General features: G+C 59.9%; 12 protein-coding genes and 1 tRNA gene. 9 read left to right on the top strand and 4 right to left on the bottom strand.

Annotated elements, in window-relative coordinates; genetic code table 11:
* Positions 1-69: 69 nt before the first annotated feature.
* From FXN63_RS14090 to FXN63_RS14055, 8 genes are all read left to right on the top strand, one after another.
* On the top strand, positions 70-1458 hold the full coding sequence (locus FXN63_RS14090; protein ID WP_246164819.1) for an alkyl/aryl-sulfatase: 1389 nt from the start codon (positions 70-72) through the stop codon (positions 1456-1458).
* Positions 1459-2078: 620 nt separating this feature from the next.
* A complete protein-coding gene (locus FXN63_RS14085) occupies positions 2079-3977 on the top strand; it encodes a TRAP transporter large permease (RefSeq protein ID WP_148815841.1) in 1899 nt (632 codons plus the stop codon).
* A 366-nt stretch (positions 3978-4343) separates the two neighbouring features.
* Positions 4344-6782: an endopeptidase La gene (lon, locus tag FXN63_RS14080; protein WP_148815839.1), complete on the top strand. Its 2439-nt coding sequence runs from the start codon at positions 4344-4346 to the stop codon at positions 6780-6782.
* 163 nt (positions 6783-6945) lie between these two features.
* Positions 6946-8436 (top strand): IS1182 family transposase, encoded by a 1491-nt coding sequence (locus FXN63_RS14075; RefSeq protein WP_246164818.1) that lies wholly within the window; start codon positions 6946-6948, stop codon positions 8434-8436.
* A gap of 422 nt (positions 8437-8858) precedes the next feature.
* Positions 8859-9155 (top strand): HU family DNA-binding protein, encoded by a 297-nt coding sequence (locus FXN63_RS14070; RefSeq protein WP_281290810.1) that lies wholly within the window; start codon positions 8859-8861, stop codon positions 9153-9155.
* 83 nt (positions 9156-9238) lie between these two features.
* Positions 9239-9314 (top strand) — tRNA-Val (locus tag FXN63_RS14065).
* A gap of 115 nt (positions 9315-9429) precedes the next feature.
* Positions 9430-11040 carry a phospholipase D family protein gene (locus FXN63_RS14060; protein WP_148815835.1) on the top strand — a complete coding sequence of 537 codons (1611 nt, stop codon included), beginning with the start codon at positions 9430-9432 and terminating at the stop codon, positions 11038-11040.
* Between the two features lie 246 nt (positions 11041-11286).
* Positions 11287-13215 carry a SurA N-terminal domain-containing protein gene (locus FXN63_RS14055; RefSeq protein ID WP_148815833.1) on the top strand — a complete coding sequence of 643 codons (1929 nt, stop codon included), beginning with the start codon at positions 11287-11289 and terminating at the stop codon, positions 13213-13215.
* Positions 13216-13393: 178 nt separating this feature from the next.
* Here FXN63_RS14055 and FXN63_RS14050 read toward each other — a convergent pair whose 3' ends face one another.
* Together FXN63_RS14050 and FXN63_RS14045 are read right to left on the bottom strand one after the other, a co-directional pair.
* The gene (locus tag FXN63_RS14050; RefSeq protein ID WP_148815831.1) at positions 13394-13789 is read right to left on the bottom strand and encodes a hypothetical protein; all 396 of its coding nucleotides are present in this window, start codon (positions 13787-13789) and stop codon (positions 13394-13396) included.
* 73 nt (positions 13790-13862) lie between these two features.
* The gene (locus tag FXN63_RS14045) at positions 13863-14597 is read right to left on the bottom strand and encodes an arylesterase (RefSeq protein ID WP_148815830.1); all 735 of its coding nucleotides are present in this window, start codon (positions 14595-14597) and stop codon (positions 13863-13865) included.
* A 67-nt stretch (positions 14598-14664) separates the two neighbouring features.
* Between FXN63_RS14045 and FXN63_RS14040 the strand changes: the two genes are divergently transcribed.
* The gene (locus tag FXN63_RS14040; RefSeq protein ID WP_148815828.1) at positions 14665-15396 is read left to right on the top strand and encodes an ABC transporter ATP-binding protein; all 732 of its coding nucleotides are present in this window, start codon (positions 14665-14667) and stop codon (positions 15394-15396) included.
* Between the two features lie 134 nt (positions 15397-15530).
* Here the strand turns inward: FXN63_RS14040 and FXN63_RS14035 are convergent, their stop codons facing one another.
* Positions 15531-16433: a DMT family transporter gene (locus tag FXN63_RS14035; RefSeq protein ID WP_148815826.1), complete on the bottom strand. Its 903-nt coding sequence runs from the start codon at positions 16431-16433 to the stop codon at positions 15531-15533.
* 84 nt (positions 16434-16517) lie between these two features.
* Entirely contained in the window at positions 16518-18035 is a 1518-nt protein-coding gene (locus FXN63_RS14030; RefSeq protein WP_148815824.1) for an NAD(P)H-hydrate dehydratase, read from the bottom strand.
* Positions 18036-18070 lie beyond the last annotated feature (35 nt).

Below are 18070 nucleotides of genomic sequence, written 5' to 3'. Positions count from 1 at the left end.
GCAAAAGCGGCAGTGTTTGCTTGCTTTTTTGCAGCCTAAACTCGGTTTTTTTTATTGAAACCGATAAATATGAAATCGAGCTGGATTAACTATCGTCTGCAGCGCCCTGTTATGCGCAATGTCCAACTGGTGTTTGCGGCTGGTGTCACACTGACTGCAATCATGATCGGGAGCACGCCTGCCATGGCACACGAAAATCCAGCCAGCAGCCGCCAGGCGCTTCAAGCGCACTCGGATGAGTTTGCGAAGAAGGTTGTTCAGGTCTCTGAGCGCGTATATGTGGCGGTAGGGTATTCAGCGAGCAATGTCGCGTTGATTCAAGGCAAGGACGGATCGATCATCATCGATACCTCTGCCAACCCAAATGACGCACGTGCAATTCTTGCGGCATTCGGCGACAAACTCGTCAAGCCGATTCGCGCCATCATTTATACCCATAACCACCCTGATCATTCCGGCGGCGCATTGGTTTTCGCGGGTAATGGCAAGCCTGAGATCATCGCGCATAAAACCATGCTTTCCGCAAAGCCGGATGTCGGTCGCGGTCGGCGGGAAGGCGGTGATGCGTTCGGCGTCTCCTTGAAAGCAGATCAGTTCATCAATGCGGGCACACAGCTGGAATATGGCCGTACAACGCCGCACACGCGTGAAGGTTTTCTCCCGCCGACCAGGACATTCGACGGTGACGAACTGGACCTGACGATTGCGGGCGTGAAGTTGAAGCTGATTCACGCGCCTGGTGAAGCCGACGAGACCGTGGCGGTCTGGCTGGCGGACGATAAAGTGCTGTTCTCTGGGGACGATTTGCTCAAGACCTTCCCCAACATTTCGCCGCTGCGTGGCTTGCCCACGCGCCCGGTCGAGAAGTGGATCACAAGCCTTGAAAAGATGCTGGCGCTGAATCCTGAGTACATCGTGCCGGGCCACATGAGCCCGATAAGCGGTGAGACTGCTGCTAAGGATGCGCTGACCGCCTATCGTGATGGCATCAAGTCGATCTTTGACCAGACGATGGATGGCATTGGCAAAGGCAAAACGCCAGACGAACTGGTGCAGGACGTGAAGCTTCCCCCGAATCTGGCGAAGCATCCCTATCTGCAGGAATGGTATGGCGGCGTCGCTTGGACTGTGCGCGGCATCTATGCGCAGCAGGCTGGCTGGTTTGATGGCAATGCGACCAACATCTTCCCCTTGACCCCTGCGGAGCGTGCTGAAAAGCTGCTGGCGATGACGGGTGGAAAGGAAGGCATGCTGAAGTCTGCTGCGCGCGCAATCACTGACAAAGATTTTCAGTGGGCGGCCGAACAGGCTGATTACGTGCTGGCCGTCGATGCCAAGAATGCCGACGCTCGCAAGATCAAAGCGCAAGCCTTCACTGAGCTTGGCGAGCGCCAGAAGAACGCCACGGCACGCAACTACTACCTTACGACTGCTCAGTACTTGCGCAGCAATCCGTAATTGCTTGTCTGGGCTTGCTCGGGATTGACGTCCCGTTGCTCAACCTCGGTCTACTGATAAACCCTCCATCTTCGGATGTGAGGGTTTTTTGTTTTTCACGAGCCGTGGATGGCCGAGTGCGCAGCCAGCAAAGGCTTCAGACAGACGTCTCAGAAGTACCACCCCTTGGTCATCTGGGGGGAACCCTGTATGGATGGTTCACAAAGCAAATCTTATTGTACGGTTTGCCTGACTTTTCATCGGTTTTTGTTATTTCTAAGCCCGATGATTAGTCAGCTAATCATCAACGCAGCAGGCGGCATCCGCGGGGGTGTCGAATGACTGTTGTTGAGCCTGGGTGTACGTGATGGAAATACCAGGTCTGCTCGACAAGACGGTGGCCAAATAAAGCGCTGAGAAGGCCGCCGCATAGCCTAGGTGCGCACAACTCTAATTAAAGTGGAAACACCACATGGCTCTCACACGCCGCAAGCTTATACAAGGTGCTGCCGTTGCAGCCACCGTCAGCGCAGGTCCAAGGAAGTTGGCCCTTGGACAATCAGCCGCACTCACCTCAGACGTTGCCAACCATATGCCGGCTTCAGAATGCTACGCCGGCAAGCTGGGTTGATGGGGGCATCATGAGTGACATTCTGAAAGGCGCAGTGCTGCCCGCTCCCACGGAGCCCCTTGACGCGTTGGCGTCCCCATTGCTGGCACCCGAATCGACTGCCGCCCGCCCCATGTGGCTGAAAGCGCTTGAAGCCGTCGCCGCGTTGCTGGGCGCGTCGATCACGCTGCTGTTGTTCACGGGCGTGTTGTCGCGTTACATCCTTTCCAGCCCGATCGTCTGGCTTGACGAGGTCGTGTCGCTGCAATTCCTGTGGCTGGCAATGATTGGCTCGGTGATTGCCGTGTATCGCAACGAACATCTTCGTCTGGGCGTGTTCGTAGACATGCTGCCGGAGAAGCTGCGCGAATACGTACACGGGTTTGCATTGATGGCCATGGCGGCCGTGCTGATCGCGCTGATTCCGCCTGCGCTCGAATATGTGCAGGAAGAGTGGCATATCACCACGCCGGCGATGGAGATCCGCAACAGCTTCCGCGTGTCTGCGCTGCTCTTCGGCATCGTCGGCATGTTGGCGATGGTGTTGGGCTTCGCAGGCAGAACGGTGCGCATGCAGCCATTGATTCTCGGCGCGGTGCTGGTGGCGATTGTGGCCGCCACTTGCTGGGGCCTGTCTCCGCAACTGGCGAAGCTGGGTACCGTCAACGTCCTGATCTTCATGGTGGGCTTTGTTGCGCTGAGTCTGCTTTCCGGCGTGCCGATTGCGTTCTGCTTCGCGGCGGGCACGATCAGCTACCTGGCCTTCTCATCCCAGGTGCCGTTGATGGTGGTGATCGGACGCATGGACGAAGGCATTTCCAGTCTGGTGCTGATCTCCGTTCCTATCTTCGTGTTGTTGGGATGCGTGCTTGACGCTACGGGCATGGGCAAGGCGATTGTCGATTTCCTGGCGTCCTTGCTGGGTCATGTGAAAGCCGGCATGTCTTACGTACTGCTTGGATCGCTGTTCATTGTGTCCGGTATCTCGGGTTCCAAGGTGTCCGACATGGCGACGGTAGCGCCGGCGCTGTTCCCGGAAATGAAGCGTCGGGGTCAAAAACAAGGGGACATGGTCGCGCTGCTTGCCACGGGCGCGGCCATGGCCGACACAGTTCCGCCAAGCATTGTGCTGATTGTGCTGGGTGCCGTGGCAGGCGTGTCGATCGCGGGCCTGTTCAATGCCGGTTTCGTCGTGGCAATGGTCCTGTTGACGACGCTGATGGTCCTGGCGCGCTGGAAAGCGCGTCACGAAGACATGCGTGGTGCCAAGCGCGCCCCGATGAACCTCGTTGGCAAGCTGCTGCTGGTAGCAGGCCCGGCGCTGGTGCTGCCTTTCCTGATTCGAAGCCTGGTCGGGGAGGGGATTGCTACCGCAACCGAGGTGTCGACGGTCGCCGTGCTGTATGCAATGGTGGTCGGGCACTTGATGTACGGCGGCCTGAATGCACGCAAGATCTACCACATGCTGGTCGACACGGCTGCGCTGTCCGGCACCGTGCTGCTGGTGCTGGGAGCGGCATCGGCCATGGCATGGGCTATTACCCAAAGTGGCGTGGTCCAGCAGTTGTCGCATGCGCTGACCACGCTGCCGGGTGGGGTATTTGCGTTCATGGCGGTCACCATCCTGGTGTTCGTGGTGCTGGGATGCCTGCTGGAAGGCTTGCCAGCCGTGCTGCTGCTTGCGCCGATCATGTTCCCGATTGCCAAGACACTGGGGATTCATGACGTTCACTACGCCATGGTGGTTGTCTGCGCGATGAATGTCGGCTTGATGATGCCGCCCGTTGGTATTGGCTTCTACATTGCTTGCAAGATCGGCGGTGCCAAGCCCGACGAGGTCATCGGTGCGATCTGGTCTTACCTGGTGGCGCTGATCGTGGGTGTGATCGTCATTGCAGCAGTACCTTGGATCTCGACCGTGGCACTTTGACAGGCCGGTGACCCGCGGTTATTGGGCGCTGAATCTGCATGTTACAGTTGCGCCCACGCGGGTCTGCGCGGTGATTTTTTGCCGCGCACCAGGACTGCTTGCAACCGAATGACCTTGTGACGCGTAGATATTTCTATGCGCCCCTGAAGCCCCGGCAAGGCGCTACGGCGTGTGTCGGGGCTTCGTCACGTGTACGCCACAGTCCTATTCCCGGGCGTTGTCGCCCGGGCACCGTGTTACAGTGATTTTGACCGGGGGCTAGCTCTGCTGTCGAGTTGACGGCACGATAGGCGCGGCTGGCTGGTTACCGCTTGAATCGGACGGCCTCGCCCCCACACTGATTGCATCCGTATCCAAGGAATAATCATGTCTGCGAGCCAGATCCTCCCTGCAGAACCCATTGAGTTGCCGCTGCTGCCGCTGCGCGACGTCGTGGTGTTCCCGCACATGGTGATCCCGCTCTTCGTGGGACGCCCGAAGTCCATCAAGGCACTCGAGTCGGCGATGGAAGCCGGCAAGAACATCATGCTCGTGGCACAGAAGTCCGCTGCCAAGGACGAACCGTCGGCGGACGACATCTACGAAATCGGCTGCGTGGCCAGCATCCTGCAGATGCTCAAGTTGCCTGACGGCACCGTCAAGGTGCTGGTTGAAGGCGCTCAGCGTGCCCGCATTACTCGCGTAGATGACCTGAACACCCACTTCGGTGCCGAGCTGGTGCCGATCGAGCCGGATCAAGGCGAAGGTGCCGAGACCGAGGCCCTGCGTCGCACGATCGTGTCGCAGTTCGATCAGTACGTGAAGCTGAACAAGAAGATCCCGCCCGAGATCCTGACCTCGCTAGCCGGTATCGACGAACCGGGCCGTCTGGCCGACACCATCGCTGCACACCTGCCGCTCAAGCTTGAGCAAAAGCAGAAGATGCTGGAAGTCTTCTCGACCTCCGAGCGTCTGGAAGCTTTGCTTACGCAACTCGAAGCCGAAATCGACATTCTGCAAGTCGAAAAGCGCATTCGTGGCCGCGTGAAAAAGCAAATGGAAAAAAGCCAGCGCGAGTACTACCTGAACGAGCAGGTCAAGGCGATTCAGAAGGAACTGGGCGAAGGCGAAGAGGGCGCTGATTTCGAGGAACTCGAAAAGAAGATCATCGCCGCGCACATGCCCAAGGAAGCGCGCAAAAAGGCCGATGCCGAGCTGAAGAAGTTGAAGCTCATGTCGCCCATGTCGGCCGAGGCCACCGTGGTGCGCAACTACATCGACACGCTGGTTGGCTTGCCCTGGAAGAAAAAGAGCAAGGTCAACAACCAGCTTGCCAACGCCGAGAAGGTGCTGGACGACGACCACTACGGTCTGGACAAGGTGAAAGAACGCATCCTTGAATACCTTGCCGTGCAACAGCGCGTCGACAAGGTCAAGGCACCGATCCTGTGCCTGGTTGGTCCTCCGGGCGTGGGCAAGACCTCGCTGGGTCAGTCGATTGCCAAGGCAACCAACCGCAAGTTCGTGCGGATGGCCCTGGGTGGTGTACGCGACGAAGCCGAGATTCGCGGCCATCGTCGTACCTACATTGGTTCGATGCCCGGCAAGATCCTGCAAAGCCTGTCGAAGACCGGCATGCGCAATCCGCTCTTCCTGCTCGACGAAGTCGACAAGATGGGCATGGATTTCCGTGGCGATCCGGCATCTGCGCTGCTTGAGGTGCTCGACCCTGAACAGAACCACACCTTCCAGGATCACTACGTCGAAGTCGATTTCGACTTGTCCGACGTGATGTTCGTGGCGACCAGCAATACGCTGAACATTCCGCCGGCGCTGCTGGACCGGATGGAAGTCATCCGCCTGTCGGGTTACACCGAAGACGAGAAGATCAACATCGCGCGCCAGCATTTGCTGCCCAAGCAGATCAAGGCCAACGGGTTGAAAGACGGCGAGATCACGGTGGCTGACGAAGCCTTGCAAGACATCGTGCGCTACTACACCCGTGAAGCTGGTGTGCGTGCGTTGGAACGCGAGATCGGCAAGATCGCCCGCAAGGTGGTCAAGCAGCTCTTGCTCAAGCCTGAGCTGAAGTCGGTTGCGGTCACCAGCGAAAATCTGAATGACTTCCTGGGCGTGCGCAAGTACAGCTTCGGCATGGCCGAGAAGGAAAACCAGATCGGTCAGGTGACGGGTCTGGCATGGACCGAAGTGGGCGGCGATCTGCTGACCATCGAAGTGGCCACCATGCCTGGCAAGGGCGTGATCAACCGTACGGGTTCGTTGGGCGACGTGATGAAGGAATCGGTCGAGGCAGCGCGCTCGGTGGTTCGTTCGCGTTCGCATCGTCTGGGCTTTGCTGACACCGTGTTCGAGAAGCGTGACATTCACGTCCACTTCCCGGAAGGTGCAACGCCGAAAGACGGTCCGTCTGCCGGCATTGCGATCACCACGGCAATCGTGTCTTCGCTCAGCGGCATTCCGGTGCGTGCTGACGTGGCCATGACCGGCGAAATCACGCTGCGCGGCGAAGTGCTGCCCATCGGTGGTTTGAAAGAGAAGTTGCTGGCGGCGCATCGCGGCGGTATTCGCACGGTGCTGATCCCGGAAGAGAACGTGAAGGATCTGAGCGATATCCCCGATAACGTGAAGAACCATCTCGAAATCGTGCCGGTACGCTGGATCGATCGTGTGCTTGAACTGGCGCTGGAACGCATGCCTACCCCCTTGCCCGATGAGGAAGTGGCAGCCGCCAAGGAAGCCGCAGCCAAGGTCGAGCATGTGCCGGCAGCAGGTGGCGGCACGACCGATCCGGTCATCAAGCACTAAGCTGCATGACACTGCGGCTATGAACGATTACATGGCCGCATCAGCGCAGAAATCCGGGCGATTTCCCGGATGATGCGCAAGGAAGATGAAGGGGCACCTCGGTGCCCCTTCAGACTGCTGACAAAGCCTCCCGTAAAACGGAGGCTTTGTTCATAATTGGGTGATGTTAAGAGCACCGATCCCCCACCAGCACGAGCTGGAGATGGTGACGCTGGAGTCGTTGGTTCCGGCCGATCACCTGTTGCGCAAGATCGCGGCAGCGGTCGATTTTGAGTTCATCCGAGAGAAGGTTGCGCACCTGTACAGCATGAACAACGGCCGTCCGGCGCTGGATCCGGTGGTGATGTTCAAGCTGCTGTTCATTGGCTACCTGTTTGGGGTGCGCAGTGAACGGCAGTTGATGCGCGAGGTGCAGGTGAACGTGGCGTATCGGTGGTTCATCGGTTTCCAGCTGACCGACAAGGTGCCCGATGCATCGACGTTCTCGCAGAACCGCAGGCGACGCTATACGGACACCTCGGTGTACCAGGAGATTTTTGACGAGATCGTGCGTCAGGCGATCGGGCGGGGGATGGTGGATGGCCGGGTGCTGTACACGGACAGCACTCACTTGAAGGCCAACGCCAGCAAGAAGAAATTCGACGTGGTGACGGTCGCACAAACACCCTCGGCATACTTGGCTGAGCTGGATGCGGCGGTCGATGCGGATCGGGCGCTACATGGCAAGCGGCCGCTCAAGCGTGACAGCGGCGACGATGATGCGGGCGGCAGCGCTGCCCAGACCAAGGACGTCAAGATCAGTCGTACAGATCCGGACAGCGGGTTCATGGTGCGTGACGACAAGCCGGTGGGGTTCTTCTACCTGGACCATCGCACGGTCGATGCGAAGTTCGCGATCATCACCGACACACACGTGACGTCAGGCTCGGTGCACGACAGCCAACCTTACTTGGCGAGGCTGGATCGGCAGCGCGAGCGCTTCGGCTTCGGTGTGCGCAAGGTAGGCCTGGACGCGGGGTACTACACGCCGATGATCTGCCACGGGCTGCATGCGCGCGATATCCAAGGAGTAATGGGCTACCGCACGCCGAACCACAAGCCTGGGCTGTTCTACAAACGACAGTACACGTTCAACCGCTACCGCAACGAATATGTCTGCCCGGCTGGGCAGCGGCTGCCGTACAGCACCACCAATCGGGCGGGCTACCGCGAATACAAGTCAGACCCGACGCAATGCCAGCAGTGCGAGGTACGCAGCCAGTGCACCAACAGCCAGAGCGCGATCAAGGTGGTCGTGCGCCACGTGTGGGAACGCGACAAGGAACTGGTTGACGCACGCCGCCACACGGACTGGGGTAAGAAGATATACGCCCGTCGCAAGGAAACTGTGGAGCGCAGCTTCGCCGATGCCAAGCAACTGCATGGGCACCGCTACGCGCGCATGCGCGGGCTGCGCAAGGTCGCCGAGCAATGCTTGCTGGCGGCGGCGGCGCAGAACATCAAGAAGATCGCCCTGGTGCTTGCGCGCCTTTTATTGCGCCTGCAGTGGTCGATATCGGCCCCTGTTGCGCCCTGGTGGCGCGCCCTGACCGCCCGTGCCGACGGATGGCTCGATAGCTGGCTGTCTGCACAACCCGCCGCGCTCGCTGCTTGATCCCCAAAAAACAAAACCCCACGTCCGAAAACGGGGGGTTGGTCAGCAGTCTGAAGGGGCACCTCGGTGCCCCTTTTGTTTGCCCGGGCGCATCGTTTGCGGCGGCGGGGCAGGGCATCGGTCAAAAATCCTGGCAGAGACTTGGCACCAGTACGCAGCCCGAGTATTCATGCGCCTTTCGAGGCGTTTTCCCTTGACACGCGTTTCGCTGCAAGGCTTAAATAGTTCGCCTGCATTGCTGTTAACCGAGACCTTTGCGGCAGCGTATACATCCGTTGGAAAAGTGCTTGTTCAAACGCTTTTTTCAGCGGTCTACGAAGTCGCAGCATCGGTCGCACGTTCACGGAGTGAACGCGTTGCATCAATGAACATCCACGTTGGGCTTCGCACGCGTCACCGACGTCGGGAAGCCCTTAAAACATTTGTCAGAGACCTGTGAGGGGCCAATGAACAAGACCGAACTGATCGACCACATCGCCAAGCATGCAGATATCTCCAAAGCTGCAGCAGGCCGTTCATTGGACGCACTGGTGGGCGCAGTCAAGTCCACGCTGAAGAAGAACGGTACCGTGACGCTGGTCGGTTTCGGAACCTTTGCGGTAACCGCTCGCGCCGCACGCACTGGTCGCAATCCGCGCACCGGTGAGGCCATCAAGATCAAGAAAGCCAAGGTGCCGAAGTTCCGTCCGGGCAAGGCCCTGAAGGACGCCGTCAACTAAGCTTGCATCGCGATAGCCAGGTTTCTACCGCCGCGTGCACAACGCGGCAAAATTGTGTAGAATTCTGTCTCTCGCGAAAGAGCGGGTGCTTAGCTCAGTTGGTAGAGCGGCGCCTTTACACGGCGTAGGTCGGGGGTTCGAGCCCCTCAGCACCCACCACCATTTCGATGGTGCACCGCTCGAGACCGCCAGATGCTTTCATGCATCGAAGGCGCGAAACTGAACCCGCACCATGCTAATGGATGCGGGTTTTTTTATTTCCGGGCCGACAGTAATGACCGAGACGATCAAGACTGACATTATCGGCGCGATTTCCGCGACACCGTCGCGCAGCCTCAAGCATCTGCTTGGTGGCATTCGACTATTGGCTGCCGCCACGGCGCTTACCCTGCTTGCTGCATGCGGTAGCTTGCCATCCTTGGAAGGGCGGCCTGAATCATCTGTACTGCGCGACACTGCCGATACCCGCCTGGGGCGCGCGGTGGGCACCTTCATCGGTGACCGCAAGGGCGTATCCGGCATCCACACCTTGAGCGATGGCCGCGCTGCGTTCGCATCGCGTGTGCTGCTTGCCGATACCGCTGAACGCAGCCTGGATGTGCAGTACTACATCTGGCACGACGATATGTCCGGCACTTTGTTGCTGGACGCGCTGGCGCGTGCAGCAGAGCGGGGCGTGCGAGTGCGCCTGCTGTTGGACGATAACGGTGCCAAGGGTTTGGACAAGACGCTGGCGGTGCTGGACGCGCATCCGAACATGGAAGTGCGGCTGTTCAATCCGTTCGTTCAGCGAAGCTTCCGCGCGATTGGCTACGTGACCGATTTCTCGCGCCTGAATCGCCGCATGCACAACAAGTCCATGACGGCTGATAACCAGGCAACGATCATTGGTGGACGCAATATTGCCGACGAGTATTTCGACGTTGCCGACACCATGAGTTTTGCCGACCTGGATGTGATGGCGGTAGGGCCGGTGGTGAACGATGTCTCTACCGACTTTGATCGGTATTGGGCGAGCGCATCGTCGTATCCGGTAAAAGGATTTTTAAGCGCAGCGACCGATCAGGACAAGCAGCGTTGGGCCGACCACGTGGCGAACGTGAAGGGTTCGAAAGAGGCCGTGAGCTACCAGCAGGCCTTGTCGGAATCGGCTTTTGTCAAAGACCTGATGTCGCAGTCTTTGCATATCGAGTGGGCAGCCACGCGCATGATCAGCGACGACCCTGCCAAGGGCTTGGGCGAGGCTGACAAGGCGCACATGATGCCGCATCTGCTGCGCACGATGCTGGGCACCCCCAAGCATGATCTGGTGCTGGTGTCGTCGTATTTCGTGCCGACCGATGCCGGTGTGAAGGCGTTTGGCGAGATGGCGAAAGATGGCGTGGGCATCACCATTCTGACCAACTCGCTGGAAGCCACTGATGTGGCAGTGGTGCATGCGGGTTATGCAAAGCATCGCAAGGCGCTGCTTGAGCAAGGCATTCACCTGTTCGAGATGAAGCGCAACTCGCCGGATTCGCGCGGTGGCGGGCAGCACAGCCTGATGGGCAGTTCATCGTCCAGTCTGCACGCCAAGACGTTCTCGGTGGACGGGCAACGGGTCTATGTGGGTTCCTACAATTTCGATCCGCGTTCGGCCAAGCTCAATACCGAAATGGGCTTTGTGATCGACAGCTCGTCGCTTGCGCAGACCATGGCACGCACGCTTGCCGAGCGCATGCCGGAATCGACCTACACGGTGACGCTGTCAGCAGATGGCGATCTGCAGTGGCGCGAGCAGACCGATACCGGCCTGAAGGTGCATGACACCGAGCCCGGCACCAGCTTTTTGCAGCGCATGGGCATCCACTTTCTGTCGATCCTGCCGATCGAGTGGATGCTGTAAGCCTGTCAGCCCGGTGGTTCCTGGCCCTGCGGCAGGGCGATCCTTTGGGCTGACGGGGATTTTTGGTATATTCGCAGGCTTAAACTGCGATTCAGGTTGGTCGTGTACGGGTGCATTGCGCATTGCTGGAACGGGCTGATCGAATCGTAGTCGAATGCTCATAGGCGAGCCGTCTATGAGCATTTTTTTATCGGGCCTGGTTGTCTAGGCCTAGCGCGTTCCCTGCGCGTCCCGGAGCCTTGCCGCATGTTTGATTTCGTTCGTAGTCACCAACGCTGGATGCAACTCATCCTGCTGCTGTTGATCCTGCCGTCCTTCGTGTTCGTGGGTGTGCAAGGCTATTCGAGTTTCGTCGATACCGGTACGGCCTTCGCCAAGGTGGGCAAGGTCTCGATTTCGCAGCAGGAATACGAGAACGCGCAGCGTGCGCGTCTTGAGCAGCTGCGAAGCCAGTTCGGTTCGAATTTCGATCCGCAGATGTTCGACACGCCCGAGGCGCGTCAGCAACTGCTGGACAGCCTGATCGACACCCGTCTGGTTGCCAGCACGGTTGCCGCATCGCATTTCTCCGCATCTGACCGTCGCCTGCAGGAAACCATCCTGGCGATCCCGGCTGTGCAGGAAGATGGCAAGTTCAGCATGTCGCGTTACCAGTCTGCACTGGCCGCTCAGGGTATGACCCCGACGATGTTTGAAGCGCAACTGCGCAACGATCTGGCCCAACAGACGGTGACGGCTCCGGTGTCTGATTCCGCCACCTTGCCCAAGACGGTGTTTGACACCGTGGTTGCCGCACAAGGCCAGCAGCGCGAAGTGCGCCTGCTGAATCTGCCGGCCACCGCCTACACCGCGAAGGTCACGGTTACCGACGAAGACGTCAAGAAGTTCTACGACGCCAATGCTGCCCAGTTCTCGGTGCCGGAACAGGTGGACGCGCAATACATCGTGCTGGACGAAAAGGCCGCGATTGCAGAGACGCCTGTCAGCACGGCTGATGTCGAAAGCTACTACAAGCAGAACGAAGCCAAGTTCAGCGCGCCGGAACAGCGTCGCGCCAGCCACATTCTGTTGACCGTGGACGAAAAGGCATCGGACGCCGATCGTGCGAAGGTTCGTGCCAAGGCGGAAGCCTTGTCGACCCAGGCGCGTGCCAAGCCGGCTGATTTCGCTGCACTGGCCAAGGCCAACTCGCAAGATCCGGGCAGTGCTGCTACCGGCGGCGATCTGGATTGGTTCGGTCGCGGCATGATGGTCAAGCAATTCGAAGACAGCGCCTTCTCGATGAAGCAGGGCGAAATCTCGGCACCGGTGCAATCCGACTTCGGTTATCACGTCATTCAGGTGACCGGCATTCGTCCGGCGCAGATCAAGCCGCTGGCTGAAGTGCGCCCGCAGATCGAAAACGAGATCCGTCAGCAAAAGGCGTCTGCTCGTTACGCTGAGCTGGCCGAGCAGTTCACCAACATCATCTACGAGCAAAGCGACAGCCTGAAGCCGGCTGCCGACAAGCTGGGTCTGACGGTTCGCACCGCAACCGGTATTACGCGTTCGCCTTCGGGCCCGCCGTCGGCCCCTGGCATCTCGGATAACCGCAAGGTGATCGATGCGCTGTTCTCCGACGAAGTGTTGAAGGAAAACCGTAATTCTGGTGCGATTGAAGTGGCCACCGGCACCCTGGTTGCCGTGCATCTGCTGAAGCACAACCCGGCGCACGTTGCTCCCTTGGCCGAGGTGTCTGCACGCATCCGCACGCAGCTGACCAACGAGCGTGCCACCGAACTGGCCAAGAAAGCCGGTGAAGAGCGCCTGGCCGCACTCAAGACCAAGGACGACGTGACTGGCTTTGCCGCCAGCCGCCAGTTCTCGCGTCGTCAGTCGGCACAGGACGTTCCTGCTGCCGTGCTTGGTGGCGTGATGCGTGCGGATGTGAAGACGCTGCCGGCCTTCATCGGCATCGATACTGGCAACGGTTATACGATTGCCCGCATCAGCAAGGTTGATGCTGCGCCGGCACTGGACGCGGACCGTGCCAAGGCTGAACGCGAGCAGATCGCCCGTCGTGTGGCGGCTGCCGAACAGGATGCCGTCATGAAGGTGCTGCGCGAGACCAACAAGGTGTCGGTGACGCCGGCTGGTGAAGCCTTCATCAAGCGCACGGCTGCCGACGCTGGTTGATCGGGATCCAGTGCGATGCACGTGAAAATGGCCGGCGATATGCCGGCCATTTTTTTGTGGGTGAGGATTGATTCAGTCGTCGGAGCAAGATGCTTCGCCTGCGTGCGAAGCTCAGTTGTAGAAGGGGTTTGAAACCCTGGCAGGCGGTTGACGTCAGGCGTGGATCATCACTGCTTTCTTATCGCCGTTTTCCACCACCGGCGTGCTTCGCCAGGGCTGCATTGGCCGCTTCCTGCACCGCGCCGTAGCTCGGGTACTCAGGTGCCATTGCCGCCGCTAGCCGCCACTGCTCGATCGCCTTTGCCTTGCTTCCGGCATTCATCAAAGACGTTGCCAACGCGAGCCGCGTATCTCCCTCGCAGTACGCGGGCTTCAGTGCAATGGCACGCTGGAACTGCGGAATCGACGCCTTCCATCTCGACAGGGCTTGCAGGCAGTATCCGTAAGCCATGAAGACTCTCGCATCCTCGCAGTCCTCCACCAGCAACGCATAGCAGCGCGCCGCCTCAGCGTGGTCGCCTGCACTGTCCAGGCGCAGCGCTGCCTGGAACGCATCTTCAGCCGTGTTTGTCATTGTCCGACTCTCCGCGAATCGCTTGTCAGGTCAGCTACGCCAAGCCATGCAGGCCTTGGCGCATTGTCCATGTTCAGCGCTTGAGCAGCGGTTCCAGACGTGCCCACACGTTGTCCAGCAGCTTGGGCTGGGCGGCAGACACCGGGTGAATGCCATCGGCCTGGAACATGTCCCGATCGGTGGCAATGCCTTCCATCAGGAAGGGCACCAAAGCAGCCTGGTGTGTCTTGGCAACCTTGCCAAAAATGGCATTGAAACGCTCGGTGTAATCGCGGCCGTAGTTGGGCGGAATCTGAATGCCGGCAACCAGCACTTTTGCGCCGGACTGCTTGGCGTCACCAACCAGCTTGTCCAGGTTGCGTTCGGTCATCGACAATGCCAGGCCGCGAAGCGCGTCATTGGCACCTAGTTCGACTACAACCACCTCGGGCTTGTGCTGGGTCAGCAGGCTGGGCATGCGCGACACGCCACCGCTGGTGGTATCACCGCTGATACTGGCGTTGACCACCTGATACGGGTAGCCGTTTTTCTTCAGGCGTTCTTGCAGCAAGGGTACCCAGCCAGTACCCCGCACAATGCCGTATTCTGCGGACAGGCTGTCGCCCACCACCAGCAAACGGGGTGCGCCACCAGCCGCGGCCGGGGAACCCGTGGCGCCTGGCGCGGTCTGTGCTTGAGCGTCACTGGAAAAGACGCCGGCTGACAGGCCGGCGATGCCCAGTGTCAGTGCACCAAGCCCTGCAAGCCATTGTCGGCGGCTCGTCAGTCGGCTGGACAGGTCGGATTCGCATTGCGTGTTGCGATCCATGCTGATTCCCGGCTTGCTTCCATACGGCAACTTATTCAAATCGCCTCCTCTTAAAGTGACTTATTCAATGTCGGGACAATCCACCGAACGCGTTGGTTCAACCGGGCAGGCTGTTGCGGCGGCCATCGTCGCCGACGGTCTGATCAAACAAGTGACTGATGCCACCGGCACGCTCACGATTCTGGATCGCGTCGATTTCAGTATCGCAGCCGGTGAGACCGTTGCCATCACGGGTAGTTCGGGTTCGGGCAAGTCTACGCTGCTGGGCCTGTTGGCCGGGCTGGACTTGCCCTCGTCGGGTACGGTCAGGTTGGCAGGCCAAGACCTGTACACACTGGATGAAGACGATCGTGCCCGGCTTCGCGCCCGCCATGTCGGCTTTGTGTTTCAGGCGTTTCAACTGCTGCCACACCTGACCGCACTTGAAAACGTCATGCTGCCCCTGGAACTGGCGGGCCGCAATGCCCGTGACCCAGCAATTCGCATGCTCGAACGTGTGGGGCTGGGCAAGCGGCTGGATCATTACCCGCGCACGCTGTCAGGCGGCGAGCAGCAGCGCGTGTCTCTGGCCCGTGCCTTTGTGGTCGAACCCGACCTGCTGTTTGCCGATGAACCGACCGGCAGCCTGGATTCGGCTACCGGCGATGCGGTCATCGATCTGATGTTCGAGTTGCACCGCGAGCGCAACACCACTTTGCTGCTGGTCACCCACGATCCGCGTCTGGCGCATCGTTGCGGCCGTCAGTTGGTGATTGCCAGTGGGCGATTGACGCATGATTCGGCGACCGATGTGACGTGATGTGCTGACTTGATCCACGTGACAGGTGTGGTGGCTGTCGCCGTGCACATCGTCACTGTGGAGGCCGCCCGGATTCCCATCGCATATTTTGCGAGAACCCGAGCGAATCATCTTTTTCAATCATCACTTATCACTTAGCGCGCGACCCGCCGATGTTTGCGGTATTCGATGAAGCCCACCATCGCACCGCTCAGGAAGATGATGCTGATGCCGATCCAAGTCAGTTGATCTGGAAGCTGATCCCATATCAGCCAGCCAATGAACGTGGCGCTGAATATCTGCAGATAGATGAAAGGCGCAATCACCGAGGCGTGGCCGCGTTGCAGGGCGTTTACCTGCAACAAGTGGCCGATCAGGCCGGTGACGCCGGTGGACAGCAGCGCCAGCCACTGAATGGTGGTTGGCATGAAGTCATCGGCCAGTTGCGCGAATGCGATGGGCAGCATGGCGGTGACCAGAATCGTGCCGCCCATCGAACTCCAGATCATGGTGGTAAACGGGTTGTCGACGTGCATGCGTTTGGTAATCAACTGGACACAGGCAATCAGCACCGCGTTCAACAGCCCCAGCGCAATACCGAGCGGAGGCAGGCTGCCGCCTGGGCGAATGACCAGCAACATGCCGGCAAATGCGATGGCCGTGCCTACCCAACGATAGATCTGCGGTGACTCGCCCAGCAGCCAGGGGGCAAGCGCCAGCATGATCAGCGGTGCCACGAAGCCCAGTGCAGTGGCCTCAGCCAGCGGGACGTAGCCCAGCAAGGTATAGACGCTCAGGCTGGACCCGATCATCAGCGCAGAGCGCAGCAATTGCAGGCGCGGCACCTTGCTGCGCAAGATTCCCCAACCATGCTGTCGTACACCAATGGTGAGAGCCAAACCAAAGTGCACCGTGTATCGCATCCAGGCCACCAGCAAGACTGGCATGCCCGCCATGACCAGCCATTTGCTGGTGCCATCGAGTACGGACAGCACCCAGAGAGAAAGCGTCATCAGCCCGACGGCAAGTGCGGGGCGGTGTTGCGGAGCGTACGTCATGGGGTGTGGCCGGGGCTAAGGCAGTGCAGAAAGAAAGCGTCGAAGACAAGCGGGCGAAATGCAGGCAGGTGGAAATTACGCAAGTCAGGTCACGCCGTTCTCCGGGCGATTGCGCAAGTCGCGGGCGGCTGCAATGACTTCGCCGGCAGTCAGGCCGATGGGGCCAATGCCGCGTGCGGACAGGTCTTGTGCGGCGGCACCGTGCAACCACACGCCACCGCGCACTGCGTCGTCCATGTCCAATCCCTGGGCCAGCAGTGCGCCGATCATGCCGGCCAATACGTCGCCCGTGCCTGCGGTGGCCAGGCCTGCGTTGCCGCTGCCGTTGACCGACCAGCGGCCGTCCGGGCTACTGACCACCGTGCCAGCGCCTTTCAATACCACCCAGGCGCTGTACTTTGCCGCCAGGCGGCGGGCCTGTGCGACGCGGTTGGCCTGAATGGCGGCCGTGTCGCAGCCAAGCAATTGCGCCGCTTCGCGCGGATGCGGCGTCAATACCCAGGCCGCCTTGCGGGCAGGCACCCGTTTGGGATTGGCAGCCATCAAAATCAAGGCGTCTGCGTCCACCACCGTGGGGGTTTCGCGTGCGGCATGCAAGGTAGCGGCCAGCCAGTCGGCTGCCCCTTGATCAGTACCAAGGCCGCATCCAACCACCCACACGCCGATGCCTGCATCTTTTTTGCCTAGCAGGCTTGCGGCGGGGCGCAGCATCAATTCCGGTTGCAGCAGGTCGCAGCTGAGCGCGGGGTTGGCTTCGGCCAGCCCGACAAACACTTTGCCTGCACCCAGGTGCAAAGCCGCCCGGCTGGCCAGCAGCGCTGCGCCGGTCATGCCGTGGCCGCCGCCCAGCACCGCCAGGGTGCCGAAGCTGCCTTTGTGGGTGTCATGCTTGCGGCTGACGAACAAGGTTTTGCAGTCGGCGCGGCGGATCAAGTTGCCAGTGCCGATGGACTGATCATCCGAGGGCAGAGCGGCGGTTACCGCATCGGTGCCAAGCATGTCGACCACAACTTCACCCGCGTGGTCCTGGCCGCTGCGGGTGTGCAGGCCGGGCTTGTCGCGCAGGAAGGTCAGCGTGACATCGGCCATGAAAGTACCCTCGCGGGCTTCACCTGTGTCTGCGTCCAGGCCGGTTGGGATGTCGAGCGCAACACGCACGGCACCTTCCTGCTCATTTGCCCAGGCCAGCCAGCGGCGGGTGTCGGCATCCAGATCACGGTGCAGGCCGATGCCAAACAAGGCGTCGACAATGACTGCGCCCTTGGCGTCGCCTTTTGGGTCACCGCTTTGCAGAAGACCCCTGGGCAGATCACGCCAGGCGCGTTCGGCGTCGGCAGGGCGTTTATCCACGTTCAGCGCCCAGATGCGTACCGGCACACTTGCCTGATTCAGCAATCTTGCGAGCACCAGACCGTCGCCGCCGTTGTTGCCAGGACCACACAAAATGGTGACGGGGCGGCCGCGCCAGCGTTGCAAGATCAGCAAACAAGCTGCTTGCGCCGCACGCGGCATCAGGGTGTGAGGGGGCAGTGCAGACTGTGCGGCGTGTTCGAGCGCACGCAGTGCAGTCGAACCGAACAGGGGGTGAGATGTGGCGGCCATGGCGCGTGAGCAAAGTCAGATGACCATTCTAATGC

This window comes from Pigmentiphaga aceris, assembly GCF_008119665.1.
Lineage (GTDB): Bacteria > Pseudomonadota > Gammaproteobacteria > Burkholderiales > Burkholderiaceae_B > Pigmentiphaga > Pigmentiphaga aceris.
The sequence above is the reverse complement of the archived record's forward strand: the minus strand, read 5'-3'. Positions and strand labels throughout refer to the sequence as shown.